The organism is Pseudomonas spirodelae (genome assembly GCF_034653255.1).
Classification (GTDB): Bacteria; Pseudomonadota; Gammaproteobacteria; order Pseudomonadales; family Pseudomonadaceae; genus Aquipseudomonas; species Aquipseudomonas spirodelae.
This window is the reverse complement of record NZ_JAYEET010000034.1, coordinates 1-25,655: the sequence shown is the minus strand read 5'-3', so window position 1 is coordinate 25,655 and position 25,655 is coordinate 1. Positions and strand designations below refer to the sequence as shown.

Here is a 25,655-nt window from a genome sequence, read left to right as displayed (position 1 = left end):
GCACCCAATTAACTGGCGCGCCCAGGGCAGCCCGGTTCAGCCCCAACGCATCACTGCAAACAACCAGAACAGGGACAGCACCGAGGCTATCCAGACACTCCAATCGGTCGCGCCCACCACCAGCAGGTGCAGGTAGGCACTTCCAAGCAGACCGATAAACAGCCGATCACCACGGGTGGTGCTAATCGGCAACAAGCCTTTGCGTTCGATGCAGGGCGAACGCAGTTCCCAGATCGTCATGCCAACCAGCAGCATGCCGATAAAGCCGAAAAACAACGCCGTCGGCAGCGTCCAGGCCATCCAATCCATAATCGCGACTCCTATACCCGGCCCAGGGCAAAGCCCTTGGCCACATGGTTACGGACAAACCAGATCACCAGCATGCCCGGCAGAATGGTCAACACCCCAGCCGCCGCCAGCACGCCCCAATCGATCCCCGAGGCCGAGACGGTACGTGTCATCACTGCGGCAATCGGCTTGGCATCTACCGAGGTCAAGGTGCGCGCCAGCAGCAGCTCGACCCAGGAGAACATGAAGCAGAAGAACGCGGTGACGCCGATGCCCGAGCCAATCAGCGGGATAAAAATCTTCACGAAGAATTTCGGGAAGCTGTAGCCATCGATATAGGCGGTTTCATCGATTTCCTTCGGCACCCCGGACATAAAGCCTTCGAGAATCCACACCGCCAGGGGCACGTTGAACAGGCAGTGCGCCAGCGCCACGGCGATATGCGTATCGAACAGGCCGATGGACGAATACAGCTGGAAAAACGGCAGCAAAAACACCGCCGGTGGCGCCATGCGGTTGGTCAGCAGCCAGAAGAACAGGTGCTTGTCACCGAGAAAACGGTAGCGTGAAAACGCGTAGGCCGCTGGCAGTGCCACCGTCAATGAAATCACCGTATTCAGGCACACGTAGTACAGCGAATTGAGATAGCCCTCGTACCAGCTCGGGTCGGTGAAGATCACCTTGTAGTTTTCCAGGGTGAACGCATGCGGCCAAAGCGTCAGACCACCGAGGATCTCGGTATTGCTCTTGAACGACATGTTCAGCAGCCAGTAGATCGGCACCAGCAGGAACAGGATATACAGCCCCAGCACTACTTTTTTACGTAGGGTCATGGTCGGCCTCAGCGAGTCTTATCGTTGTGGGTCATGGCGGTGTAGAACAGCCAGGACACCAACAGGATGATCAGGAAGTACACCAGCGAAAACGCCGCCGCTGGGCCCAGGTCGAACTGGCCGATGGCCATTTGCGTCAGGGTCTGACTGAGGAAAGTAGTGGCGTTGCCCGGCCCGCCGCCGGTGAGCACAAAGGGCTCGGTGTAGATCATGAAGCTATCCATAAAACGCAGCATCACCGCGATCAGCAGCACGCTCTTCAACTTGGGCAGCTGAATATGGCGGAACACCGCCCAGTCGGAGGCACGGTCTATACGCGCGGCCTGGTAATACACATCGGGAATGGCGCGCAGCCCCGAATAGCACAGCAATGCCACCAATGAGGTCCAGTGCCAGACGTCCATGATCAGCACAGTGACCCAGGCGTCGCTGGTATTGGAGGCATAGTTATAGCTGATACCCAGACTGTTCAGGCTCCAGCCGAGCAAACCGATGTCAGCGCGACCGAAGATCTGCCAGATGGTGCCGACCACGTTCCACGGAATCAGCAGCGGAATCGCTAGCACGATCAGCACCAGCGAAGCCATGCGACCCTTGGTCGGCATGCACAAAGCGATGGCGATACCCAAGGGAATCTCGATCAGCAGCACGCAGGCGGAGAAGATGAACTGGCGCAGCAGCGAATCATGCAGGCGGGTGTCTTGCAGTACCTGCTTGTACCAATCGACCCCGACGAAATAGCGCGTGGAGTGGTCGAAGATGTCCTGCACCGAGTAGTTGACCACCGTCATCATCGGCACGATGGCGCTGAACGCCACCAACAGAAACACCGGCAGCACCAGCCACCAAGCCTTGTTGTTCTGCACCTTCATGGCTGCACCTCCTGCACTTGCGCCTCAACCAGAAAGTCATCGGCATAGAGCATCAGCCACTGCGCAGGGAAGCTCAGGTATACCTGCTGCTGCGGCACGGGCTGATCTTCCTGCAGGCGCACCTTGAGTGGCTGGCCATCGAGCTTGAGGGTAAGAATTTTATAGGTGCCGAGGTCTTCGACATGCACCACCTCGCCACACAACGCGTCTTCGTTGGGGCCATCCCAGATATGCACGAACTCGGGACGGATACCGACTTTCAGGCTGCTCCAGTTCAACTCGTCGAGGCGCTGATTCAGCGCTGGTGACAGCGGCAGAACGGTATCGGCAAAACGCACCCCGCCCTCGCAACGGCCGACCTCGATCAGGTTCATCCCCGGGCTGCCGATGAAGTAGCCGACAAAGGTATGGCTGGGCCGCTCGAACAACTCGCGCGGGGTGCCGAACTGGACGATCTGTCCGCCGTACATCACCGCAATCTTGTCGGCGAAGGTCGAGGCTTCGAGCTGGTCGTGGGTGACGTAAACCATGGTGATATTGAACTGTTCGTGAATCTGCTTGAGCTTGCGCCGCAGCTTCCATTTCAGGTGCGGGTCGATCACCGTCAGCGGCTCATCGAAGAGGATCGCCGACACATCATCACGCACCAGGCCGCGCCCCATGGAGACCTTCTGCTTCTCGTCAGCAGTCAGATTACGGGCGCGCTTGTGCAGCAATGGGTGCAGCTCTAGCACCTCGGCAATTTCATTGACCTTGGTGAGGATCTTCGCCTCATTCATGCCCTGATTACGCAAGGGGAAGGCCAGGTTGTCGAACACCGTCATGGTGTCGTAGACCACCGGAAACTGGAAAACCTGGGCGATATTGCGCTGCTCGGGCGGCAGCGCGTTGACCACCTTGCCATCAAACTGCACTTCGCCGTGCGAAGGGCTGAGCAGCCCGGAAATGATGTTCAGCAGGGTCGACTTGCCGCAGCCGGATGGCCCCAGCAACGCATAGGCACCGCCCTGCGCCCACACATGATTCATCTCGCGAATGGCGTAATCAGCCGCACCAGCAGGGGCGCGACTGTAACTGTGGGCCAGGTTATGCAAACGGATCTCGGCCATCAGGCAACCCTCCCCAGACGGCGGCTGGGCGCCTGAATCAGCTGCCCATCCGCGGAAAAGACAAACAATTTATGGGTCGGGATATAAATAAGAATCGAGCTATCCACGTCGTATTCATGCACTCCAGGCAGATGCAGCACCAGCACGAATTGCTCGTTGCGCACATGCAGGAAGGTTTCCGAACCACTGATCTCGGCCAGCTCAACCGTCACCGCCAACTCCAGATCATCGTCGTTGGACGGCACTAGACCGATATGGCTGGGGCGTACGCCGAAACGGTATTCACCTTCGGCAATACCTTGCAGGTCCGGGTTAAGCGGGAAATGCACAGTATCGGCAAAGCTCACTTCAGTACCGCTGACGCGCCCCGGCATCAGGTTGATCGCCGGCTCCGAAAACAACTCTGCCGCTAACACCTGCTGTGGTCGGTGATAGACCTCAGCGGTCTTGCCGCTCTGCACCACTCGACCTTCATGCAGGATGGTAGTGGTACCGCCCAAGGCCAGCGCTTCGTTGGGCTCGGTGGTGGCATAGATAGCGATGGTGTGGCGGGCCTGGAACAGCTCGCGCATCTCTTGGCGCAGCTCTTCGCGCAATTTGTAGTCAAGGTTGACCAGCGGCTCATCGAACAGAATCAAGGAGGCGTCCTTGACCAGCGCCCGCGCCATAGCCGTGCGCTGCTGCTGGCCACCGGACAACTCCAGTGGGTAGCGCTTGAGCAAACCATCAATACGCAGCATCTGCGCCGTGGCATGCACTTTTTCTTCAATCAGCGCCTTGCTCACACCGGCCTGGCGCAGCGGCGAAGCGATGTTCTCGAACACCGTCAGGGTCGGGTAATTGATGAACTGCTGATAGACCATCGACACGTTGCGCTGACGCACCGGCACTTGGGTCATATCGGCGCCATTCATCAGGATGCGTCCGCTAGTGGGCTTATCCAGACCCGCCATCAGGCGCATCAAACTGGTCTTTCCGGATAGCGTGCGCCCCAGCAGCACATTGAAGGAGCCGGGTTCGAAGCTCAGGCAGGCATCGTCGATATACAACTGGTGATCAACGATACGCGTGACATGCTCCAGGGTAAGTGACATGGGCCGTCCTTTTTCTTGTTATCTGCCCAGCTACAAGGCGAGTTCCGTGCCAAGCCCTTTAAACGAATTTAAGTTATTGATTTAAAACATCTACGCTTGAACGCTGGCAATCACAGGTGACAACACTGAACACTTTTGAACAGTGCACAGTGAACAACTGAACAGTCATAGCGTTGACATTGAACAGCCTTCGGCGACACTGCAGGGACCCGGCGCAGACCGTGGCCCATAACAACAAAAAACCGCGCGAGATACCTGTCATGGCTGACGCTGTCACTGCCCTGCCCCACGAGACCATCATCCAGGACTCCTGGACCCGCTGCCGTGACTACGGCCTGACCCACCAGAGCACCCCGATCTTCAGCCAGCCCGAACGCGGCGAAGTCAGCGCATTACTGGAAAGCCAGCACGCCTTGGTGCACACCACCCACAAGGAAGTGCTGCCCTACTACGGCACCATCCTGGCCAACTCCAATTGCCTGATCATGCTGGCCGACCACCAAGGCCAGGTGCTGCAATCCTGGGGCGACCAGCGCTTTATCGAGCCCAGCCGCGCCGCCGGCTTTGTCGCCGGGGCCACCTGGCTGGAGCGCTATACCGGTACTAATGCCATTGGCACCGCCCTTAGCTGCGCCCAGGCGGTTCATATTCAGCACGATGAGCACTTTCTCAAAGCCAACCGCTTTATGACCGGCTCGGCCTCGCCGATTTTTGATGAGCAAAGGCAGATGATCGCGGTGTTGGATGTTTCCAGTGACAGCTACCTGCCGCCCTCGCACACCCTAGGCATGGTCAAGATGATGAGTCAGTCGGTGGAAAACCGCTTGATTCTCAACCTGTTTCAGCAGCGTTACTTCCAACTGAGCTTTAACACCAGCCTGGATAACCTGGGCAGCCCCTGGGCCGGGCTGCTGATTTTCGATGACCAAGGCCAGGTGGTTTCCGCCAATCGCCGGGCCGACAGCTTGTTAGGTGTGGGCCTCGCCCAGGTGAATATCGAAAGCCTGTTCGACGTGCCGCTGCAGCAACTGCTTAACCAACCCGAGTCGCTGCCGTTCAACCTGCGTGCCGGCGGGCGCTTTCGCTTCCACGCCCAGATCAAACGCCCGCAGCAACCTTCACCCATTCAAGCTCGCGACTTTCGCCAAACCCAGCCGCCGTCCGCCAGCGCCAACAGCAACCCGTTCACCCTGGCCTCGCTCAATTTGGGTGATCCGCGTGTTGATAAAGCCGTACGCCAGGCCGAGCGCCTACTGGAAAAAAACATCCCGATTCTGGTGCATGGTGAAACCGGCGTCGGCAAAGAAGTCTTCGTCAAAGCCCTGCACCACGCCAGCTCGCGTGCCAGCCAGGCGTTTATCGCGGTTAACTGCGCGGCCATTCCGACTGAACTGGTCGAATCTGAGCTGTTCGGCTACGAAAAAGGCGCGTTTACCGGGGCCAATCAGAAAGGCAGCATCGGCCTGATCCGCAAGGCCGATAAAGGCACGCTGTTTCTCGACGAAGTCGGCGATATGCCGCTGCGGGTGCAGGCCCGCCTGCTGCGGGTATTGCAGGAACGCTGCGTACAGCCGCTGGGCAGCAGTGAACTGTACCCGGTGGATATCCGCCTGATCTCCGCCACCAACCGCCCACTGCGCCAGGATGTGGAAGGCGGGCTATTTCGCCAGGACCTCTACTACCGCATCAGCGGCCTCAATCTGGAACTGCCGCCGCTGCGCGAACGCACCGACAAGGCCGCCATGGTTAAGCGCATCTGGGACTATCACCGCGAGCCGCAGCAATGGGCTGGGCTAAGCCAGGAAGTGCTGATCCTATTCGAGCGCCACCCCTGGCCCGGTAACCTGCGCCAATTGAGCAGCGTCCTGCAGATCGCCTTAGCCATGGCAGAGGATCAGCAGATCCGCCCAGAACATTTGCCAGATGATTTCTTTGCCGACTTGCAAGCGGCTCCCAAAGCAGCCACTGACACGTCACAACAGCCCAATGCAGCCACCGGCGACGATGACCTGGCCAGCCAATATCAAGCGTGCGGCGGCAACATTTCCAGCCTGGCGCGCAGCCTGGGGATCAGCCGTAACACGCTGTACAAGCGGCTGCGTGAAAGTGGATTAACCGAGCGTTAACAACGCTGGGGTTGCGTACCGCCCGCTCAGGCAATACCTGAGTGCCTGCAATAACAGCGGCGCGCATACTCCACAGGCAATAAAAAACCGCTCGAAAGCGGTTTTTTATTCATTACTGCGTTTAATCAGCCAAACGCCAAGTCGTACCGCCCTTGCCGTCTTCCAGCACCACACCCATGGCGGTGATCTGATCACGGATGCGGTCGGATTCCGCCCAGTTCTTCTCGGCGCGAGCTTGCAGACGCGCCGCAATCAACGCTTCAACCTCGGCCGCATCAACCTTGCCAGCAGCACCTGCTTGCAGAAACGCCTCTGGCTCAAGCTGCAGCACACCGAGCACCCCAGCCAGCTCCTGCAAACGCGCGGCTAAACCAGCCGCTGCTTGCACATTGCTTTCACGCAGACGGTTGATCTCGCGCGCCAACTCAAATAGCACGGCGCAGGCTTCTGGCGAGTTGAAGTCATCATCCATTGCCGCCGCAAACCGTTCAACAAACGCCTCACCACCTGCTGCGGCCACTTTAGGCAAGCCTTTGAGCGCGTTATAAAAGCGTTCAAGGGCGCCCTTGGCTTCCTTCAGGCTGTCTTCGGAATAGTTGATCGGGCTGCGGTAGTGGCTGGACACCAGCAGGTAACGCACCACCTCCGGCTGATACTTCTCCAGCACTTCGCGAATGGTGAAGAAGTTACCCAGGCTCTTGGACATCTTCTCGCCATCCACGCGCACCGCACCGGCGTGCATCCACGCATTGGCGTAAAGCTTGCCAGTGGCCGCTTCGCTCTGCGCGATCTCGTTTTCGTGGTGCGGGAAGACTAGGTCCGGGCCACCGCCATGGATATCGAAGGTATCGCCCAGGCAGCAGGTCGACATCACCGAGCATTCGATGTGCCAGCCTGGACGACCTGCGCCCCACGGCGACTGCCAGCTCGGCTCGCCCGGCTTGACGCCCTTCCACAGGACGAAATCCAGCGGATCCTGCTTGGCTTCATCCACCTCGATGCGCGCGCCGATTTTCAGGTCTTCAATCTTCTTGCGCGACAGCTTGCCGTAGCCAACAAACTTGCCGACGCGGTAATACACGTCGCCATTGCCGGGAGCGTAGGCAAAGTCTTTGTCGATCAGTGTTTGAATCATCTGGTGCATGCCGGCGATATGGTCAGTGGCACGCGGCTCCTGATCCGGACGCAATACATTCAGGCGCGCTTCATCCTCATGCATGGCAGCGATCATGCGCTCGACCAGCGCCTCGAAGGGCTCGCCGTTTTCATTGGCGCGCTTGATGATTTTGTCGTCGATGTCGGTGATATTGCGCACGTAGGTGACTTCATAACCGCGATGGCGCAGCCAGCGGGTCACCACATCGAACGCCACCATCACCCGCGCATGACCGATATGACAGAAGTCGTAAACCGTCATGCCGCACACGTACATGCGCACCTGGTTACCCACCAGCGGTTTAAAGACATCTTTGCTTTTGGTCAGCGTGTTGTAGATCGAGAGCATCGGGATTCCTTGAAAAACAACGGGCCAGCGCGCTGGCCCGACCTATAACGCGTTCGCCTTGATCAAGCCCAGGAGTCACGCAGCGTTACGGTGCGGTTAAATACCGGCGCGCCTGGCTTGCTGTCCTTGATATCAGCGCAGAAGTAGCCTTCACGCTCGAACTGGAAGCGTTCTTCCGGCACGGCATTGGCCAACGACGGCTCAGCGCGACAGCCCTTGAGTACCACCAGCGAGTCGGGGTTGATGTTGTCGAGGAAGCTGCCGCCCTCTTCGTCCTTCTCAGGATTAGCGGAGCGGAACAGGCGGTCATACAAGCGCACTTCGCACTCAACGCTTTCGGCGGCCGGCACCCAATGGATCACGCCCTTGACCTTGCGGCCCTCGGGGTTCTTGCCCAGGGTGTTTTCGTCATAGCTGCAACGCAGTTCGACGATGTTGCCCTCGGCATCCTTGATCGCTTCATCAGCGCGAATCACGTAGCTGCCGCGCAAACGTGCTTCGCCACCAGGGATCAGACGCTTAAAACCCGCCGGCGGGACTTCTTCAAAGTCGCCCGCATCGATATAGATTTCGCGGCTGAACGGCAGTACACGCACGCCCAAGTCCTGCTTGGGATGACGCGCCAGCTCTAGATTCTCGACCTGGCCTTCCGGGTAGTTGGTGATCACCACCTTGAGTGGCTTGAGCACGCACATGGCGCGGCCCGCATTGGCATCCAGGTCGTCACGGATGGCGAATTCGAGCATGCCCACATCCACCACACCGCCTGCGCGGTTGACGCCGATCATGTCGCAGAAATTACGGATCGAGGCTGGGGTGTAGCCACGACGGCGAAAGCCCGACAGGGTCGACATGCGCGGGTCGTCCCAACCATTGACGTGGTTCTCATCAACCAGTTGCTTGAGCTTACGCTTACTGGTGATGGTGTAGTTCAGGTTGAGCCGGGCGAATTCATACTGACGCGGCTGCGACGGTACCGGCAGCTGCGCCAGGAACCACTCATACAGCGGGCGGTGATCTTCAAACTCCAGGGTGCAGATCGAATGGGTCACGCCTTCGATGGCGTCCGACTGGCCATGGGTGAAGTCATAGCTCGGGTAGATGCACCACTTGTCGCCCGTCTGGTGATGATGAGCGTGGCGAATACGGTAAAGAATCGGGTCGCGCAGGTTCATGTTCGGCGAGGCCATGTCGATCTTAGCCCTTAGCGCACGAACACCATCGGCGAACTCACCGGCTTTCATGCGCGCAAACAGGTCGAGGTTTTCCTCAACGCTGCGCTCACGAAACGGGCTGTTCTTGCCCGGCTCGGTCAGGTTGCCGCGGTATTCACGGGCCTGCTCCGGCGACAAATCACAGACGTAGGCGTTGCCAGCCTTGATCAGCTCAACCGCCCAATCGTGCAGTTGGTCGAAGTAGTCGGAGGCATAGTGTTCCTTGCCGGCCCACTGAAAACCTAGCCACTGCACATCACTCTTGATCGCGTCGATGTATTCCTGATCTTCCTTGGCCGGGTTGGTGTCGTCGAAGCGCAGGTTGCACTCGCCACCAAACTCCTTGGCCAAGCCAAAGTTCAGGCAGATCGACTTGGCATGGCCGATATGCAGGTAGCCATTGGGCTCCGGCGGAAAACGGGTGATGATTTTCGCGTGTTTGCCGGCATCCAGGTCGGCCTGGACGATGGGGCGAAAAATGTTAGCGGCGGCGACAGCTTCTGGCTTGCTCATGGGGTCCTTGATCATGCAGGTGCGCGGCGCAGGGTAGGCCGGCTAAAACAAAGCGCTTATCATAGCCGAAGCTGTCAATCCCCTGACAGGCCCAAGAGTCGCCTCAATGCCCATTGCATGTAGCCACACAGCACACGCACGGTCACGAAACGGCTCACGGATTTATCGACAGAGCGATTACCTCCATGATCAAGCTGCACACCAACCACGGCGTTATCACCCTCAAGCTGTTCGAAGACAAAGCCCCAGAGACCGTGGCCAACTTCAAGCAGTACGTTAAAGATGGCCATTACGACAACACGGTATTTCACCGTGTGATCAGCAACTTCATGATCCAGGGCGGTGGCTTTGAGCCGGGCATGAAGCAGAAAACCACTCGCGCACCGATCAAAAACGAAGCCAACAACGGCGTTGCCAACAAAATCGGCACCGTGGCCATGGCCCGTACCATGGAGCCGCATTCGGCTTCCGCGCAGTTCTTTATTAACGTTGGTGACAACAGCTTCCTCAATCACAGCGCGCCAACCGTTCAGGGCTGGGGCTACGCGGTGTTTGGTGAAGTGGTTGAAGGCATGGACGTGGTTAACGCGATCAAGGCCGTGGACACCACTAGCAAATCCGGCCACCAGGATGTGCCCGTTGAAGACGTGATCATCGAGCGCGCCGAGATCGTTGAGTGATTCTACTGATCTCCGATCTGCATCTTGAACAGGAGCGCCCGGCTATCAGCCGGGCCTTCCTGCATTTTCTCGAAACCCGCGCGGCTCACGCTCAGGCGCTGTATATCCTGGGCGACTTCTTCGAAGTATGGATCGGCGACGACGCCATTACCCCTTTTCAACGCTCGATTGCCCAAGCGCTGCGCAACCTTAGCGAGCGCGGCACGCGCATCTATCTGATGCACGGCAATCGTGATTTCCTGATCGGCAAGGCCTTCTGCCAAGAAGCAGGCTGCAGCCTAATTCCAGACCCGTGCGTGATTGAGCTTAACGGTGAGCGCACGCTGCTAATGCATGGCGACAGCCTGTGCACTCAGGATATTGGTTACATGAAGCTGCGCCGCTGGCTGCGCAACCCCATCGCCCTGTTTATCCTGCGCAACCTGCCGCTCAGCACCCGGCACAAACTGGCGCGCAAGCTGCGCAATGAAAGCCGCACGCAAACCCGCATGAAAGCCAGTGAAATTGTCGACGTTACCCCGGACGAAGTGCCGCGCATCATGGCCGCCCACCGCGTACGCACGCTGATTCACGGCCACACCCACCGCCCGGCCACCCATCAACTGCAGGTCAACGGCGAGGCGGCGCAGCGCATCGTCCTCGGCGACTGGGACCAGCAAGGCTGGGCCTTGCTGGTCGACAGGCAAGGCTTGCAGCAAAGCGCGTTCGAGCTGGCAGCAGACTGACCGCCTGACGCGTCCGGCAAAACCGCCAGATTAACTACACAGCAGCGCGCCTGCTCGGCGCGCCAAAGTTTCAGCGTGGCGGAATCCCGCTGTGGAAACGAAACTCAGTGTCTGGCGACTCGATCAGTTCACGCTCCGCCGCCCTCACCCGCTCGATGGCCTGATCAACATCTCGAGCATCGCCGTATTGGTAGGCCAACTTCAGATAATTCTGAAAATGCCGCGCCTCGCTTTTCAGCAAGCCGAAATAAAATTTACCCAGCTCGTCATCCAGATGCGGCACCAGCGCCTCGAAGCGCTCACAACTGCGCGCCTCGATAAACGCACCGACCACCAGGGTATCCACCAGTTTGTGCGGCTCATGGGTACGCACCACTTTGCGCAAGCCCGAGGCATAGCGCGCCGCGGATACCGGCCGCAGGCCGATTTTGCGCCGCTTCATGATGCGCAGTACCTGCTCGTGATGCACCAACTCCTCACGGGCCAGGCGCGACATGGCGTTAAGCAGGTCCACATAAGTGCTGTACTTGGCCATCAGGCTCAGCGCCGTACTGGCGGCCTTGAACTCACAGTTCTTATGGTCAATCAGCAGGGTCTGCTGATCAGCCAAAGCCGCAGTGATCCAGGCATCCGGTGTCCGGCAACCGAGAAATTCGTGGATTTCAGGCAGGTTCATGACCACAGGCCTGCTGCGCAGCAAGGCGAGACCCGAGAAAAACGACAGTGCTGCAGGGGTTCAATTTCAGCTAACAGATACATAAATTCACACAGCTAAGCCGGCAAGAGTGATAACGCTAGAGGGCGCGCATTATACGATTGAGCGCGCAAACAGCCACTCGATTGACATCAATCAGCATTGATCGAGCGGCAGCGATCTATAGTGATAATTAGAAAAATGGACTGCACATGGAGACGATCATGCAAGCTATTCGCAGCATTCTGGTGGTGGTGGAACCGACGCACACAGACGACCTGGCTCTCAAGCGCGCCAAACTGATTGCCGGCGTCACGCAATCGCATCTGCACCTACTGGTATGCGACAAGAAAAGTGACCATACCGGTTACCTGAGCGACCTCACCAGTTTGCTCAACAGCGAAGGGTTCAGCACCTCCAGTCAGCAGGCCTGGGATGATAGCCAGCATCAAACCATCATCAACGTGCAGCAAGCCGAAGGCTGCGGCCTGGTGATCAAGCAACATTTCCCCGACAACCCACTTAAAAAAGCCCTGCTCACGCCGGGTGACTGGAAGCTGCTGCGTTACTGCCCGGCGCCCGTATTGATGGTCAAAACCGACAAGCCTTGGGCCGGCAGCGTAATCTTGGCGGCCGTAGACGTAGGCAATGCCGATGGTGAACACCGCACGCTGCACACCAGTATTGTCAGCCATGGTTACGATATCGCGGCGTTGGCTAAGGCTGAACTGCATGTCATCAGCGCCCACCCAACACCGATGCTTTCAGCGGCCGACCCGACCTTCCAGCTAAAAGAGACCATCGAAGCGCGTTACCGGGAGCAGTGCAAAGCCTTCCAGGCCGAGTACGACATCAACGATGAACACCTGCATATCGCCGAAGGGCCAGCCGATTCATTGATTCCGCAGATCGCTCGTCAGCTCAATGCAGGCGTTACCGTGATTGGCACCGTTGCACGCACCGGGTTGTCTGGCGCATTGATCGGCAATACCGCCGAAGTGATTCTCGACGCCCTCGAAAGCGACATTCTGGTGCTCAAGCCAGACGACATCATCGCCCACCTCGAAGAACTGGTCGCTCAGCGCTGAGACTGAACGGCAAAAACCACAAAGCCGCCTTAAAGGGCGGCTTTGTGGTTTAACCCGGGGCTAAATCTGCACATTCAAACCATCACGCAAAAATTGCGGGGCGATATAGCGCTGATAATGCGCTTCGGACAATAGAAAGAATTCACGATCAATCGCGTCGCGTAACTCCGGCAGGTTCCACTCGCGAAACTCCGGCAATAGCACTATGCCATACGCCTCTACCTGGCTGATCACTCGGGCCCCACGGGCTATAAGCTGGTAGGCCCAGCAATAAGGTGACTGCTGCGGGGCAAAGCGGATCTTGCGCTGCTCCAGCTGCATGCGCAGGCGGTTTTCATCAAAAACCTCGAGTTTCGCCGTCATCACTTGCACCAACAACACTTCCAGACGCAGCCAGACGGCGTGTTTTTCCTCGTCGTTATAACCGTTCCAGTTGATCACCTCATGGTGAAAGCGCTTACAGCCACGGCAGACTAAATCGCCGTAAACAGTGGAGCACAGGCCAACACAAGGGGTTTTGATGCGCTGATTAGACATAACGAAAGGCATGGATACTGGCGGATAGGCTGGCATCTTAGCCCTTTGTCTAAGGCAGATCACCCCTATATAAGCGGGGCCTTCGGCTTAACTTTATGAAAGCTTTCCAGTAGAATCAGCCGGCCTTTTAGAGGCAGCAACATCCGTTGGAAGCTGTTTTCAAAGCGTCACGAGCACAGTCAATCCTGCAGGTTCGATGTTGGTACCGCCCCTTGAGCCACCCCTTCAAGTGTCGGTACCAGCCCTCATCCAAACCGTCCTGCCGGCGTAAAACTTTGAAAACAGCTTCTGCAAGAAAGCAGCACAATCTCGGCTGAGCGGCCCATAAAGCCACGAAGCGCCTGGTTTGTTGTTTTTCTGGATCGCGTCCCGGACACGCATTTGGGACCACTGATGAGGGTAATAACTGTGCTTGAAGCCTACCGCAAACATGTAGCAGAGCGTGCCGCTCAGGGTATCGTGCCCCAGCCGCTGAACGCCGAACAAACCGCAGGCCTGATCGAGCTGCTGAAAAACCCGCCAGCCGGCGAAGAAGCCGTTCTGCTCGACCTGATCACCAACCGCGTGCCGCCAGGCGTCGACGAAGCTGCCTACGTCAAGGCTGGTTTCCTCTCTGCCATTGCCAAAGGCGAAGCCACTTCCCCACTGATCAACAAGCAACACGCTGTTGAGCTGCTGGGCACCATGCAGGGCGGCTACAACATCGCCACCCTGGTTGAGCTTCTCGACGACAGCGAACTCGCTGGCGTGACTGCCGAGCAACTGAAGCACACCCTGCTGATGTTCGACGCCTTCCACGACGTCGCTGAAAAAGCCAAAAACGGCAACGTTCACGCTAAAGCAGTACTGCAATCCTGGGCTGATGGCGAGTGGTTCAAGAACCGCCCAACCCTGGCCGACAAGATCAGCCTGCGCGTATTCAAGGTTACCGGTGAAACCAATACCGATGACCTGTCCCCTGCTCCAGATGCCTGGTCGCGCCCAGATATCCCGCTGCACGCCTTGGCCATGCTGAAAATGGCTCGCGACGGCATCGTGCCGGACGAGCAAGGCGTAACTGGCCCGATGAAGCAAATCGAAGCCATGCGCAACGAAGGCTTCCCGATTGCTTACGTCGGCGACGTAGTCGGTACTGGTTCCTCGCGTAAATCCGCCACCAACTCGGTGCTGTGGTTCTTCGGCGACGACATCCCGAACGTGCCGAACAAGCGCGCTGGCGGCTTCTGCTTCGGCAGCAAGATTGCTCCGATCTTCTATAACACCATGGAAGATGCCGGCGCCCTGCCAATCGAATTCGACGTTTCCAACATGCACATGGGCGACGTGATCGACCTGTACCCGCATGCTGGCAAAGTCTGCAAGCATGGCACCGACGAAGTACTGACCACCTTCGAAATGAAGACTCCAGTACTGCTCGACGAAGTCCGCGCTGGCGGCCGTATCCCGCTGATCATCGGTCGCGGTTTGACCGAGAAAGCGCGCGCCGAACTGGGCCTGGGTCCAACCGACCTGTTCAAACTGCCTGAGCCACCAGCTGCCAGCACCAAGGGTTTCACCCTGGCGCAGAAAATGGTCGGCAAGGCGTGCGGTCTGCCTGAAGGCCAAGGCGTTCGCCCTGGCACCTACTGCGAACCGAAGATGACCACCGTTGGCTCCCAGGACACCACTGGCCCAATGACCCGCGACGAGCTGAAAGACCTGGCCTGCCTGGGCTTCTCCGCTGATCTGGTGATGCAGTCGTTCTGCCACACCGCGGCTTACCCAAAGCCGATCGACGTCACCACCCACCACACCCTGCCGGATTTCATCCGCACCCGTGGCGGTGTTTCCCTGCGTCCTGGTGACGGCATCATCCACAGCTGGTTGAACCGCATGCTGCTGCCGGACACCGTCGGTACCGGTGGCGACTCGCACACCCGCTTCCCGATCGGCATCTCCTTCCCGGCCGGTTCCGGCCTGGTCGCGTTCGCCGCCGCCACCGGCGTAATGCCGCTGGACATGCCAGAGTCGATTCTGGTGCGCTTCAAGGGCAAGCTGCAACCAGGCATCACCCTGCGTGACCTGGTGCATGCGATTCCTTACGCGGCCATCCAGAAAGGCCTGCTGACCGTTGAAAAGAAAGGCAAGGTTAACGCCTTCTCCGGTCGCATCCTCGAAATCGAAGGCCTGGACGAACTGACTGTTGAGCAAGCGTTCGAACTGTCCGACGCCTCTGCCGAGCGTTCCGCTGCAGGTTGCACCATCAAGCTGCCGGAAAAAGCTATCGCTGAGTACCTGCGCTCAAACATCACCCTGCTGCGTTGGATGATCAGCGAAGGCTACGGCGATGCACGCACCCTGGAGCGTCGCGCCCAAGCAATGGAAGCTTGGTTGGCTGATCCTAAGCTGATGTCGGCTGACAAAGACGCTGAGTACGTCGAGATCATCGAAATCGATCTGGCAGACATCAATGAGCCAGTTCTCTGCGCCCCGAACGACCCAGACGATGCTCGTCTGCTGTCGACCGTTGCCGGTGAGAAGATCGACGAAGTGTTTATCGGTTCGTGCATGACCAACATTGGTCACTTCCGCGCGGCTGGTAAGTTGCTGGAAAAAGTTGAAGGCACCCTGCCAACTCGCCTGTGGCTGTCGCCGCCGACCAAAATGGACCAGCACCAGCTGACCGAGGAAGGCTACTACGGCATCTACGGCAAAGCCGGCGCGCGCATGGAAATGCCGGGCTGCTCGCTGTGCATGGGTAACCAGGCACGCGTGGAAGCCAACTCCACCGTGGTATCGACCTCGACCCGTAACTTCCCCAACCGTCTGGGCGATGGTGCCAACGTCTACCTGGCTTCGGCTGAGCTGGCGGCTGTTGCAGCCATCACCGGCAAGCTGCCGACTGTTGAGGAGTACATGGTCTACGCGAAGGAAATCGACACCATGGCAGCGGACGTTTACCGCTACCTGAGCTTCGACCAGATCGCCGAGTTCCGTGAAGCTGCTGCGAACGCCAATATCCCGGTCGTTCAAGCCTAACGAAACAACGCATCACGCTGTACGCTGAAGAAGAGCCCCGCCTAGTGCGGGGCTTTTTCTTTTCTGATCCATGACCGAGCAACTCAATGGCTACACCTAGCGCACTGTTATGCAGCACGGCGGCGTAACTGTGCTGGACAGGCGACGCACCGCCACTTATCTTCGCCACCTGGCCAGCGCACTGGCCAACGTCGCTCGGACGGTTCCGGGCGCTTACGTATCCGAGGAAAGCATGACTGATCAAGCTCCGCGCCGCTTTGCGCGCATCGATCGACTCCCCCCTTATGTGTTCAATATCACCGCCGAGCTGAAGATGGCCGCGCGCCGCCGTGGCGAAGACATCATCGACTTCAGCATGGGCAACCCCGATGGCCCCACCCCACCGCATATCGTCGAAAAGCTGGTGCAGGTCGCCCAGCGCGAAGACACTCACGGCTATTCGACTTCTCGCGGTATTCCGCGCCTGCGTCGCGCCATTTCGCGCTGGTACAAGGACCGTTATACGGTCGATATCGACCCGGAAAGTGAAGCCATCGTAACCATCGGCTCAAAGGAAGGCCTGGCACATTTGATGCTGGCCACTCTGGACCATGGCGATACCGTGCTGGTACCCAACCCCAGTTATCCGATTCACATCTACGGTGCGGTGATCGCCGGCGCACAGGTGCGCTCGGTGCCGTTGATTCCGGGCGTGGACTTCTTCGCTGAGCTGGAGCGCGCAATTCGCGAATCCATACCTAAGCCGAAGATGATGATCCTCGGCTTCCCCTCAAACCCCACTGCGCAATGCGTAGAGCTGGACTTCTTCGAACGCGTGGTGGCCCTGGCCAAGCAATACGACGTGCTGGTTATTCACGACTTGGCGTACGCCGATATCGTCTATGACGGCTGGAAAGCACCGTCAATCATGCAGGTGCCGGGTGCCAAAGACATTGCCGTGGAGTTCTTCACCCTGTCCAAGAGCTACAACATGGCCGGCTGGCGCATCGGCTTTATGGTCGGTAATAAAGAACTGGTCAACGCCCTCGCACGAATCAAGAGCTACCACGACTACGGCACCTTCACCCCGCTGCAAGTTGCAGCCATTGCAGCACTGGAAGGCGACCAACAGTGTGTGCGCGATATCGCCGAACAGTATCGCCAGCGTCGCAACTTATTGGTCAAAGGCCTGCATGAGCTGGGCTGGATGGTTGAGAACCCCAAAGCCTCGATGTATGTCTGGGCCAAGATTCCCGAGCAGTACGCCCATCTCGGCTCACTGGAGTTTGCCAAGAAGCTACTACTGGAAGCCAAGGTCTGCGTTTCTCCGGGTATTGGTTTCGGTGATTACGGTGACGACCATGTGCGCTTTGCCCTGATCGAAAACCAAGACCGCACCCGTCAGGCGCTTCGCGGGATTAAGACGATGTTTCGCGCGGACGGCCTATTAACCGGCCAAAAAGCCAAACCTCACGACCAGTAATCACACAGAGGGCACCTTAGGGTGCCCTCTAACGTTTCAGCTCGAATAATCCAGCACCGTCCACACCCGGCTCAGGCCATCAGCAATCACGCAGCCACTTTGCCCCAGCTGGTTGCTGCTGTGCAGCGACATCCGATTCGTCACGCCATCGGCCGCATCCGAACGTTCGCTCAGCCACTGCACACGGCCGCAATTGGCCGTCTCGATGACATAGCTGGCCGCCACTACCGCGCCCTCGCTAGGCTGCTTAATCACATCCACCACCGTACCGCGCTCTTCAACGCGCATCCCGTCGAATACCAGCACGGCCCAGGCCTGGCTGTTCTCTATGACTAGGTAAGTGCCATTGGCTCGGGGTTGATCAAGCTGCGGCTGCGCACAGCCGGCTAAAAGACCCAGTAGCACAAGTGTCATCAGCATCTGTTGCATTGTTAGCGACTCCTTTGCAGTGCCTGTCGCCATTGGCTTTGCGAGCACATGGCGGGAGAGATCGGGTAGGTGACGATTTAGGACTTGGGCTTACTATTATCGAATACTGTTTATTTGTACAGTATTTTCGATTACCCTTGCCCCCGCCTACTTAGCCAGCCGCACAACCCGTAAACGGACCCTACAAGTCGCGAACAGGAGCTCACACATGCAAGACGTATTGCAGATGAAAGACAGCGTAAACCGCATGGCTGTGGAAAAAGTCCGCGCCATCGTCGAAGAATTACAGCTCGACGGCATCGTCACCGAGGGCAAGACGCCGTTCTCACGGGCGCACTTCAATACCTGTTTTGCCGAGATAGAAGCGTTATTGCAGCGTGCCGGCTATCACCGCCAACTGGACGTAGTCGGTTACCAAGGCCTGGCCTATACCATGTTCGATCCTTCACGCTGGGAGGCTGTGGAGGTACTGCGCTGGCTCAAGGCCTTTGTCGAGGAAGGACAGAGCCAATCACGCTCACGTTAGGACTGTTAATACCGAACACCACGCAGCACCTGCCACACAGAGCGCAACAGGGCTAATATTCGCCATCTTTTCAACGACTGGATGCAGCAATGGCCCGCTTGACCCTAATGTTTCCCGAAGACCAGTTCTGCTTTAGCACTCACCTGACTGTGCGGGTAACTGACATCAACGCTGCCAACCACCTGGGCAATGACTCGATGATCTCGATGATTTCCGAGGCGCGGGCGCGCTTTCTATTCGAGTTCGGCATCGAGGAAACCCAGGAAGACGGCACAGGCATCATCGTTACCGACCTAGCCACCACCTACCGCGCCGAGGCCCACGCCCGCGATCAATTGCTGTTCGAGGTCGGCGTGATGGATTTCAACAACTACGGCGGCGATATCACCTTCCGCATCACGCGTCCGGCCGACGGTGTGCTAGTGGCTATGGCTAAGTCCGGCTTCGTGTTTTTTAACTATAAGCTAGGCAAGGTGGTGAAGATGCCAGCCGCCTTCAGCAATAAATTCAGCAAGGTTAACTGGCTCAGCCAATAACCGACGCTGCCGAGGAACTCCGGCGAGCGCCAGCATGACCTCGCCTGAGCGCTACGACCCCGCCTGGTCAGAGAGTTTTTGCTCGTTTATTCGGCTGCCGCCGTGACAGCCGGCGCATCCTCTGCTACGCCTTATGCATAAAATCAAAAGCAGGGGCCATTACTGTGACAGCTACGCGCCGCCATGTCCGCAACGCCGGACTACTGAGCAACCTACTCGCCTTGGCGCTCCTGACCCTTCCCATGCCTACGCATGCGCTTAACCCCGCCGCTGACGTCAAACCCACGGAACACCATTGCCGCGCGCATGCCAGATGAACCTGACATAGATATGTTTTTTATAACGCCTCAGCCTATTTCCAGACAAAGAAAAGCCCGGTCTAAGCCGGGCTTTTCTATACAGCCAGATCGATTACTGCTGGATCTGAGCTTCTACTTCAGCTTCTACGCGACGGTTAACAGCGCGGCCTGCGTCGGTAGCGTTATCAGCAACCGGACGAGTTTCGCCGTAGCCTGCCGCATTAACGCGGGCAGCATCAACGCCGTACTGATTGACCAGCACGTCACGAACAGCGCTAGCGCGGCGCTCGGACAGGTTCTGGTTGTAAGCGTCGCTGCCTTTGGAGTCAGTGTGACCTTCAACCACGGTGGTGGTCTGCGGGTACTGCTTCATGAAGTCAGCCAGGTTCTTGATGTCGCCGTAGCTTTCTTCTTTAACATTGGCCTTGTCGAAATCGAACTTAACGTCCAGCTCAACACGAACCAATTCCATCGGCTCTTCAACAGCTACCGGCTCTGGGGTCGGCTCAACAGCAGCGACAACAACTGGCGCCGGCTTGCTGCCACCACCGAAGTTCATGCCTATACCGACGCTTGGCGCCCACTCGGTATCGCCCTGGTCGATGTTGTACTGAGCTTCAACGCCAGCACGGGCATAGAAGTTGTCAGTGAAGTAATACTTAGCGCCGCCGCCGATGTTGGCGAAGGTAGAACCGTTACGACCATTGCGACCGGACTGACCGATGCTCTGATCCGAGAAACCAGCAGAAACGTAAGGACGCAGTGCGTCGCCAGCGTTGTTGAAGTGGTACAGCGCGTCCAGAGCGGTGTTCGAACCCTTGATGTTGCGACCATCTTCGCCGCGGGCGTTGTGTACTTCGTCATAGGCCAGACGCAGTTCAACGTCGTCAGTCAGGTAGTAGCCGATGCTGCCACCAAACAGGTTGCCGTTGTTTTTGAAGTCACGGGCGCTGTCAAAAATTTCTTTCTTGGCAAAACCCTCAATTTCTACAGCGCCTTGGCCTTGGGCCAGAGCACTGAGAGAAGAAGTAGCCAACAACGAGCCAATGACAACGCCTAAAGTGTTTTTCAGTTTCATTACCAATATTCCCTATCTCATGATGGTCAGTAAGTTGTCTGACAAACACAAGACAACTCAGCCGATAATTCTACCAGAATTAACCGTTAGCTATGACGGCTTTATTCTAAGTAAGTTTCAGCACTATCCGAAAATTTATCGCGTAGCCGATCAAGTGCACGCTTATAGCGCATTTTCGTAGCACTTAGGCCCATGTGCATAATGTCGGCAATCTCTTGGAACTCCAGCTCTGCGACAAAACGTAGCACCAAAATTTCCCGATCGATGGGATTAACGTGCACCAGCCAACGATCAAGTCCACCTTTATCTTCAGGCTTTGGCTCTTTCTCTTCAGACGCTTCTTCGAGCGGATCCAAGCTTAGGGCGTCAATAAGACGGCGCTTGCGACGTTCTTTGCGATATTGAGTAATGCATTCGTTGTACGTGATGCTGTACAGCCATGTTTTAAACTTTGACTTACCCTCAAAGTTTTTAAGGCCATATAAAACCTTGAGCATAACTTCTTGGCAGACATCATCCGCATCACGGTCGTTACCCAAATAACGCGCGCACACGTTAAATAAAGTACGTTGATAACGGCGCATTAACTCTTCATAGGCACGGGTTATATGAAATAACTCGTCACGGGCACGCGCCACTAACTCTTCGTCCGAGAGTTCGCGGGGGTCATAGCGCAGTGATGCGGAGTGGGCTTTATTCAAAACGAGTCGGGCCGACAGTCAGGACATAAGCCAACGCAACCTGTAATCAGGCTGCTGATTGGCCGCATACAATAGCAGGGATTAGCCTTAGCGGCTGCTTACCTGCTGATCAAGCAAGGTACGGTTAGCGACTGAAACCAGCTCGCCGGCTTCCGTCAGCAGCGTGGTTTTAACCGTACCGATCTCTTCGATCTGCCCTTCGACCGCACCGACCTGGACTTGTTGCCCCACTTCATACAATTCACGCACATAAATACCAGCCAGGATCTGACTGGCGATATCGCGACTGCCCAGCCCCAGCGCCAGAGCGACAGCCAGCCCTACCGAGATCAGCACAATGGCGATCACGTTATTAAGCAGTTCGGTTTTCACCTCAAGCTGACCGATCGCCACCGAGATACTGATGATGATCACCAAGCCCTGAGCAATACGCCCCAGGCCGCCGGCATAATCCAGGCCTACGCCTTCTGCAGCGCCGCGCACCAAGCCACTGACCAGTTGCGCCAACAAGACACCGGCGAGCAACACCAAGGCCGCACCGAAGACTTTCGGCAGGTACAGGGCCAGCACATCGAGGGTGGCGGAAACCCGCTCAAGACCAAGGGATTCAGCCGCAGTGACCAGGAAGATCAGCAACACAAACCAGTAAACGATTTTACCGATCAGGGTCGACACCGGCACTTGGATACCGGCACGACCGAGGATTTTGGTCAGACCAGTACCGGCCATCAAACGATCCAGGCCAATCTTACCGAGCAGCTTGGACAGTAAAGTGTCGAGAAACTTAGCCACCACAAAACCCAGTAACACCACCACCATGGCGCCAAACAGCCGCGGAATAAAAGCAGCAATAGGGGTCCAGACGCTGGCCATCGCGTCTACCAGCACTTGAGTAAATTCCATGCTCAGTCAGCCTTATCAAGAGAAGATTCGGAGGATTTACGGCGCGAAACCGGCGCAACGTGAGGCGATCCGTTATTCAGCGCGATCATTAACGCGCCGGCCCAATGCCCCATCAGGGCAAACAAATCACCGACACCGACCTGGCGGTTGGCGGTTTTCAGCACGCGATGCAGACAAGCATCATCGTCATGGCTCGAGGCGGGCGACTTAAGTAAATCGCGCAATGATTCTTCAAAGGGATCGTGCATGGCGCACCTCACAGGATGTGACGGCTAGACGAGACCAGTACCGAGCAGGTCACATCAGATCCAGCGCAAGCGACGAAACAGCAGCCACTGCACCAGCGCTACCACCGCCATCAGCGAACAAGCCAGAAGAAAGCCATGCGGGCTTTCTGAGCCGGGAATACCGCCGACATTAATCCCGAGCAAGCCGGTAAGGAAACTCATCGGCAAGAAGATCCCGGTGATGATGCCGAAACGGTACATGGTGTGGTTCATCCGCTCATCCATGCGCCGATTTTCCGCTTCCAGCAGCAGGCTGACCCGCTCACGGCTGAGTTCAAGCTCTTCCAGGTAACGGGTCAAGCGGTTGTTCAGCTCATTCCAGTAGCCACCGTCTCCCTCAACAAACCACGCCTGGGCACTGGCAGTCAGCTGAGCGTAGATATCACGCTGCGGCGCCAGGAAACGCCGCAAACTGGCCGCACGACGACGTATCTGCAGCAGCGTGGAATGATCCGGCGCCTCACTGGCTTCGGCATCGGCGGACTCTTCCAGATCATCGATCTGCTCCGACAGTTCGCCCACCAACAACTCAACTTTATCGGTCAGGTAATGCGCCATGCTGAGGATCAGCTCGGCCGAGGTTTTCGGCCCGCGGCCGGCCAACAGGTCTTCGATCAACGCCTCAGTGGCCCGCAGCGGTCGTAAACGCAAAGAAATGGCCCGTTGGGTGTCGGCAAAGATACGCACAGAGACCATGTCTTCGGGCTCAGCCCCCGGGTTGAGGTTCAAACCACGCAAAAACAGCAGCAGCTGCTGCTCAGGCAGCGCCAGCAGTCGCGGCCGCGTGTTCTCCTCAAGCAGCAGGTCACAGCAGAACTCACTCAAGCCACTTTCGGCGCGCAACCAGGCATGCGTCTGCGGATGACCGCGATCCCAGTGCAACCAGAGGCTTTCTTGCTCAGCCAGCACCAACCCAGGCAACTCATCCCGAGCGATGCTACGAGCACCGCCCTGGCCGTTGAGGACAAAGGCATGCACCAAGCCCCACTGAGCGTTTTCACCTTCGTGCATGACGGTTTCCTGCAAGTGGGCTACTCCGGCATTTGTAGGGCAGACGGCGAGATGATCACGCCATTGTTGTCGGCATAGATAAATTCACCCGGACGGAAGGTCACGCCGCCAAAGGTGACCGCGACGTTGAGGTCGCCGATGCCGCGCTTATCGGTTTTCATCGGATGGCTGGCCAGAGCCTGAATACCCAGATCGGTCTGCGCCAGCACGTCGACATCCCGCACGCAGCCATAAATCACAATGCCTTCCCAGCCATTCTTCGCGGCTTTCTCGGCGAGCATGTCACCGAGAAGCGCGCGACGCATGGAAGCGCCACCATCGACCACCATGACCTTGCCCTTACCCGGCTGCTCAACCTGCTCTTTAACCAGCGAGTTGTCCTCAAAGCACTTGATGGTCACAATTTCGCCACCAAAAGAGTCGCGGCCACCAAAATTGCTGAACATCGGTTCAACCACCTGGACCAGTTCCGGGTAGGCATCGCACAGATCGGGGGTGATGTAATACATGGCAAAGCTCCTTGGAGAATTTGAGGGGCGCTGACAGGTCGATCCCGACCCGTTTTGCATCATAAACCACAGGCCAATACGCCGGCTGACAAAGGGCGCATTCAACGCGCGACAACTGTCCAGGTCAACCGCAATTAGGCTCCCCTGCCGCTACTCGACGCCAGCAGTTGCAGCGCCTTCTAATTCACTACGCTCCAGCTCGGCAGACATTTGCGGACTTCGTTGCAACCATTGCTCAAGCAAGGGCCAGACCTCACGCTGCGCTTCTTTACTGATGAGCATTTCAACATGGCCGAAGTCGCTGCTGAAACCCTGCTTTTTACCCAGGCAGATAAACTCACTCACGGGCGAACCGAACTGCTTGAGTAACTTTTCGCAGGCCCAGGCCGGATCCTGCCTGTCCCCTAGCGCAGCTACGGCCAGAACCGGCACCCGCACCTCTGCCAACCCGGCCCACCAGTTGCGCTTGGCATCACCAAAACGGCCAAACAGGCCATGCCAGCGCAAGCTCTCGACGACCAAGCCAATCGGTTCATCTTCCGGGCCACGCTTAAGTCGGGCGCCGGAAAGCACCGAGAAGCGCTTAAGCAGCAGCCGTGCGGTCCACTCCAGTGGCGGCAGCTTCAACGGCCAATAAACGCGACTGATCTGACTGCCGAACAACGCACTGGAGGCGATTTTCGCCTCATCCAGATAATGCCCACCCAACGCCCCAGCAAGAATAATCCCGCCCAGAGAATGCCCCAGCCAGTGGGCCTTCTGCGGGTTTAGCTCATGGATAAAGTCAGCGATTGCCGGCAGGTCGTAACGCACGTAATCACTGACCGTGTTGCGTGAATAGTCGCGGTTACGCGGCGACAAGCCATGCCCACGCATCTCGGCAATCCACACATCGAAGCCGGCACGGGCCAGGTAAGCGCCCAACCCAATACCCTTGGGCGAAAACCAGAAGCGCCGGTTGGAAAAGCTCCCGGGAATCAGAATCACCGGCACGCCACGAGTGTGCTCATAGCCTGCACGACCCAGACGCGTCAGCGCCAGTTCAACACTTCTATCCGGACTGTTACCGGGCTTGAGGCGATAAATGTCTTCACTCAAATCGCCACGGAGTTCCGCGCTGATCAAGGCGACGGGAAAAAGCTCACTGCTGCTTTGCATCTGTTTACGCTCTGGTACAAGCCAATTGCCGGGCGCAATTTTTCACGTCGCAGGCGACGGCCCTAAGGTCGCCACGATGGCCGACCACAAAAACGCCAGCAGCGTTTTTGCGCGCAAGCCCCGGAGAGGTGAAGCACATGGATGTGCTGAAATCGGGTAGGAGGCGGCCTCACGGCCGCCGTCCTCCCACACCACCGTGCGTACGGTTCCGTACACGGCGGTTCAGGCCATGCGGTTAAGCCGATTGATCGTATCCAGTATCGAGACCAGTCCAAGTCTGTCCCATAGCTTCTTCGGCAGCGCCTGATTCATATGCGGCGCTCCTGAGTTCCACCACGGGCCTCGGCCATTGAAGGCCGACTTGCAGGCACGCTCCTCGCTCAATCCCAGGCGCATCAGGTTGCGCGCCCTCGTAGAGGGCTGCTTCCATTGCCGCCAGATGACACAGCGAAGTTTGTGCC

The 25,655-nt window shown here is 57.6% G+C and carries 25 protein-coding genes and 1 pseudogene; 8 read left to right on the top strand and 18 right to left on the bottom strand.

The genetic code is table 11. The annotated features are described in order from the left end of the window. Window positions 1-36: 36 nt before the first annotated feature. The 5 genes from SOP97_RS09865 to SOP97_RS09845 are packed head-to-tail and all read right to left on the bottom strand — an operon-like array spanning window position 37 to window position 4,196. The gene (locus tag SOP97_RS09865) at window positions 37-309 is read right to left on the bottom strand and encodes a DUF2160 domain-containing protein (protein ID WP_090386722.1); all 273 of its coding nucleotides are present in this window, start codon (window positions 307-309) and stop codon (window positions 37-39) included. A gap of 11 nt (window positions 310-320) precedes the next feature. After that, window positions 321-1,121 carry a carbohydrate ABC transporter permease gene (locus tag SOP97_RS09860; RefSeq protein ID WP_274086679.1) on the bottom strand — a complete coding sequence of 267 codons (801 nt, stop codon included), beginning with the start codon at window positions 1,119-1,121 and terminating at the stop codon, window positions 321-323. Window positions 1,122-1,129: 8 nt separating this feature from the next. Then, entirely contained in the window at window positions 1,130-1,993 is an 864-nt protein-coding gene (locus SOP97_RS09855; protein ID WP_160014187.1) for a carbohydrate ABC transporter permease, read from the bottom strand. Continuing rightward, on the bottom strand, window positions 1,990-3,102 hold the full coding sequence (locus tag SOP97_RS09850; protein WP_274086680.1) for an ABC transporter ATP-binding protein: 1,113 nt from the start codon (window positions 3,100-3,102) through the stop codon (window positions 1,990-1,992). The genes SOP97_RS09855 and SOP97_RS09850 overlap by 4 nt, the downstream gene beginning before the upstream one ends. Beyond that, complete coding sequence (locus SOP97_RS09845) at window positions 3,102-4,196, bottom strand: ABC transporter ATP-binding protein (RefSeq protein WP_274086681.1); 1,095 nt, start codon at window positions 4,194-4,196, stop codon at window positions 3,102-3,104. The genes SOP97_RS09850 and SOP97_RS09845 overlap by 1 nt, the downstream gene beginning before the upstream one ends. Before the next feature lie 260 nt (window positions 4,197-4,456). Between SOP97_RS09845 and SOP97_RS09840 the strand changes: the two genes are divergently transcribed. Then, window positions 4,457-6,322 (top strand): sigma-54-dependent Fis family transcriptional regulator, encoded by a 1,866-nt coding sequence (locus SOP97_RS09840; protein WP_274086682.1) that lies wholly within the window; start codon window positions 4,457-4,459, stop codon window positions 6,320-6,322. A 121-nt stretch (window positions 6,323-6,443) separates the two neighbouring features. Here the strand turns inward: SOP97_RS09840 and cysS are convergent, their stop codons facing one another. Together cysS and SOP97_RS09830 are read right to left on the bottom strand one after the other, a co-directional pair. Then, complete coding sequence (gene cysS, locus SOP97_RS09835; RefSeq protein WP_274086683.1) at window positions 6,444-7,826, bottom strand: cysteine--tRNA ligase; 1,383 nt, start codon at window positions 7,824-7,826, stop codon at window positions 6,444-6,446. 62 nt (window positions 7,827-7,888) lie between these two features. Beyond that, window positions 7,889-9,553: a glutamine--tRNA ligase/YqeY domain fusion protein gene (locus SOP97_RS09830; RefSeq protein ID WP_274086684.1), complete on the bottom strand. Its 1,665-nt coding sequence runs from the start codon at window positions 9,551-9,553 to the stop codon at window positions 7,889-7,891. Between the two features lie 185 nt (window positions 9,554-9,738). Here SOP97_RS09830 and SOP97_RS09825 point away from each other — a divergent pair, with 185 nt between their 5' ends. Both SOP97_RS09825 and SOP97_RS09820 read left to right on the top strand, forming a co-directional pair. Then, a complete protein-coding gene (locus SOP97_RS09825) occupies window positions 9,739-10,233 on the top strand; it encodes a peptidylprolyl isomerase (protein ID WP_274086685.1) in 495 nt (164 codons plus the stop codon). Beyond that, window positions 10,230-10,958 carry a UDP-2,3-diacylglucosamine diphosphatase gene (locus tag SOP97_RS09820; RefSeq protein ID WP_274086686.1) on the top strand — a complete coding sequence of 243 codons (729 nt, stop codon included), beginning with the start codon at window positions 10,230-10,232 and terminating at the stop codon, window positions 10,956-10,958. The genes SOP97_RS09825 and SOP97_RS09820 overlap by 4 nt, the downstream gene beginning before the upstream one ends. Window positions 10,959-11,028: 70 nt before the next feature. Here SOP97_RS09820 and SOP97_RS09815 read toward each other — a convergent pair whose 3' ends face one another. After that, window positions 11,029-11,634, bottom strand: a complete 606-nt coding sequence (locus SOP97_RS09815; RefSeq protein ID WP_274086687.1) for a MiaE family protein — start codon at window positions 11,632-11,634, stop codon at window positions 11,029-11,031. Between the two features lie 242 nt (window positions 11,635-11,876). On the opposite strand from SOP97_RS09815, the gene SOP97_RS09810 reads away from it, so the two are divergent. Beyond that, window positions 11,877-12,740, top strand: a complete 864-nt coding sequence (locus SOP97_RS09810; protein ID WP_274086688.1) for a universal stress protein — start codon at window positions 11,877-11,879, stop codon at window positions 12,738-12,740. 60 nt (window positions 12,741-12,800) lie between these two features. Here SOP97_RS09810 and SOP97_RS09805 read toward each other — a convergent pair whose 3' ends face one another. Continuing rightward, window positions 12,801-13,277, bottom strand: coding sequence for a DUF1289 domain-containing protein (locus SOP97_RS09805; protein ID WP_322949143.1), 477 nt, complete (start codon window positions 13,275-13,277; stop codon window positions 12,801-12,803). Between the two features lie 408 nt (window positions 13,278-13,685). Between SOP97_RS09805 and acnB the strand changes: the two genes are divergently transcribed. After that, a complete protein-coding gene (acnB, locus tag SOP97_RS09800) occupies window positions 13,686-16,295 on the top strand; it encodes a bifunctional aconitate hydratase 2/2-methylisocitrate dehydratase (protein WP_322949142.1) in 2,610 nt (869 codons plus the stop codon). A gap of 232 nt (window positions 16,296-16,527) precedes the next feature. Continuing rightward, a complete protein-coding gene (gene alaC / locus SOP97_RS09795) occupies window positions 16,528-17,757 on the top strand; it encodes an alanine transaminase (protein WP_322949087.1) in 1,230 nt (409 codons plus the stop codon). Window positions 17,758-17,793: 36 nt separating this feature from the next. Here alaC and SOP97_RS09790 read toward each other — a convergent pair whose 3' ends face one another. Further along, window positions 17,794-18,186: a hypothetical protein gene (locus SOP97_RS09790; RefSeq protein WP_274086691.1), complete on the bottom strand. Its 393-nt coding sequence runs from the start codon at window positions 18,184-18,186 to the stop codon at window positions 17,794-17,796. Window positions 18,187-18,394: 208 nt separating this feature from the next. On the opposite strand from SOP97_RS09790, the gene SOP97_RS09785 reads away from it, so the two are divergent. Together SOP97_RS09785 and SOP97_RS09780 are read left to right on the top strand one after the other, a co-directional pair. Continuing rightward, window positions 18,395-18,712 carry a transcriptional regulator gene (locus SOP97_RS09785; RefSeq protein ID WP_274086692.1) on the top strand — a complete coding sequence of 106 codons (318 nt, stop codon included), beginning with the start codon at window positions 18,395-18,397 and terminating at the stop codon, window positions 18,710-18,712. A gap of 89 nt (window positions 18,713-18,801) precedes the next feature. After that, window positions 18,802-19,248 (top strand): thioesterase family protein, encoded by a 447-nt coding sequence (locus SOP97_RS09780; RefSeq protein WP_274086693.1) that lies wholly within the window; start codon window positions 18,802-18,804, stop codon window positions 19,246-19,248. Window positions 19,249-19,659: 411 nt separating this feature from the next. Here SOP97_RS09780 and SOP97_RS09775 read toward each other — a convergent pair whose 3' ends face one another. The 8 genes and pseudogenes from SOP97_RS09775 to SOP97_RS09740 all read right to left on the bottom strand — a co-directional run. Next, a complete protein-coding gene (locus SOP97_RS09775; protein ID WP_274086694.1) occupies window positions 19,660-20,625 on the bottom strand; it encodes an OmpA family protein in 966 nt (321 codons plus the stop codon). A 101-nt stretch (window positions 20,626-20,726) separates the two neighbouring features. Continuing rightward, window positions 20,727-21,326, bottom strand: a complete 600-nt coding sequence (gene sigX / locus SOP97_RS09770) for an RNA polymerase sigma factor SigX (RefSeq protein WP_274086695.1) — start codon at window positions 21,324-21,326, stop codon at window positions 20,727-20,729. Between the two features lie 87 nt (window positions 21,327-21,413). After that, complete coding sequence (locus SOP97_RS09765; protein ID WP_274086696.1) at window positions 21,414-22,229, bottom strand: mechanosensitive ion channel family protein; 816 nt, start codon at window positions 22,227-22,229, stop codon at window positions 21,414-21,416. A 2-nt stretch (window positions 22,230-22,231) separates the two neighbouring features. Beyond that, entirely contained in the window at window positions 22,232-22,477 is a 246-nt protein-coding gene (locus SOP97_RS09760) for a CrfX protein (RefSeq protein WP_274086697.1), read from the bottom strand. 54 nt (window positions 22,478-22,531) lie between these two features. Beyond that, window positions 22,532-23,527, bottom strand: a complete 996-nt coding sequence (locus SOP97_RS09755) for a zinc transporter ZntB (protein ID WP_274086698.1) — start codon at window positions 23,525-23,527, stop codon at window positions 22,532-22,534. 20 nt (window positions 23,528-23,547) lie between these two features. Further along, window positions 23,548-24,036, bottom strand: a complete 489-nt coding sequence (gene rraA / locus SOP97_RS09750; RefSeq protein ID WP_274086699.1) for a ribonuclease E activity regulator RraA — start codon at window positions 24,034-24,036, stop codon at window positions 23,548-23,550. 150 nt (window positions 24,037-24,186) lie between these two features. Then, window positions 24,187-25,194, bottom strand: a complete 1,008-nt coding sequence (locus SOP97_RS09745; RefSeq protein ID WP_274086700.1) for an alpha/beta fold hydrolase — start codon at window positions 25,192-25,194, stop codon at window positions 24,187-24,189. Between the two features lie 222 nt (window positions 25,195-25,416). After that, window positions 25,417-25,655, bottom strand: a pseudogene (locus tag SOP97_RS09740) (group II intron reverse transcriptase/maturase); the annotation flags it as partial.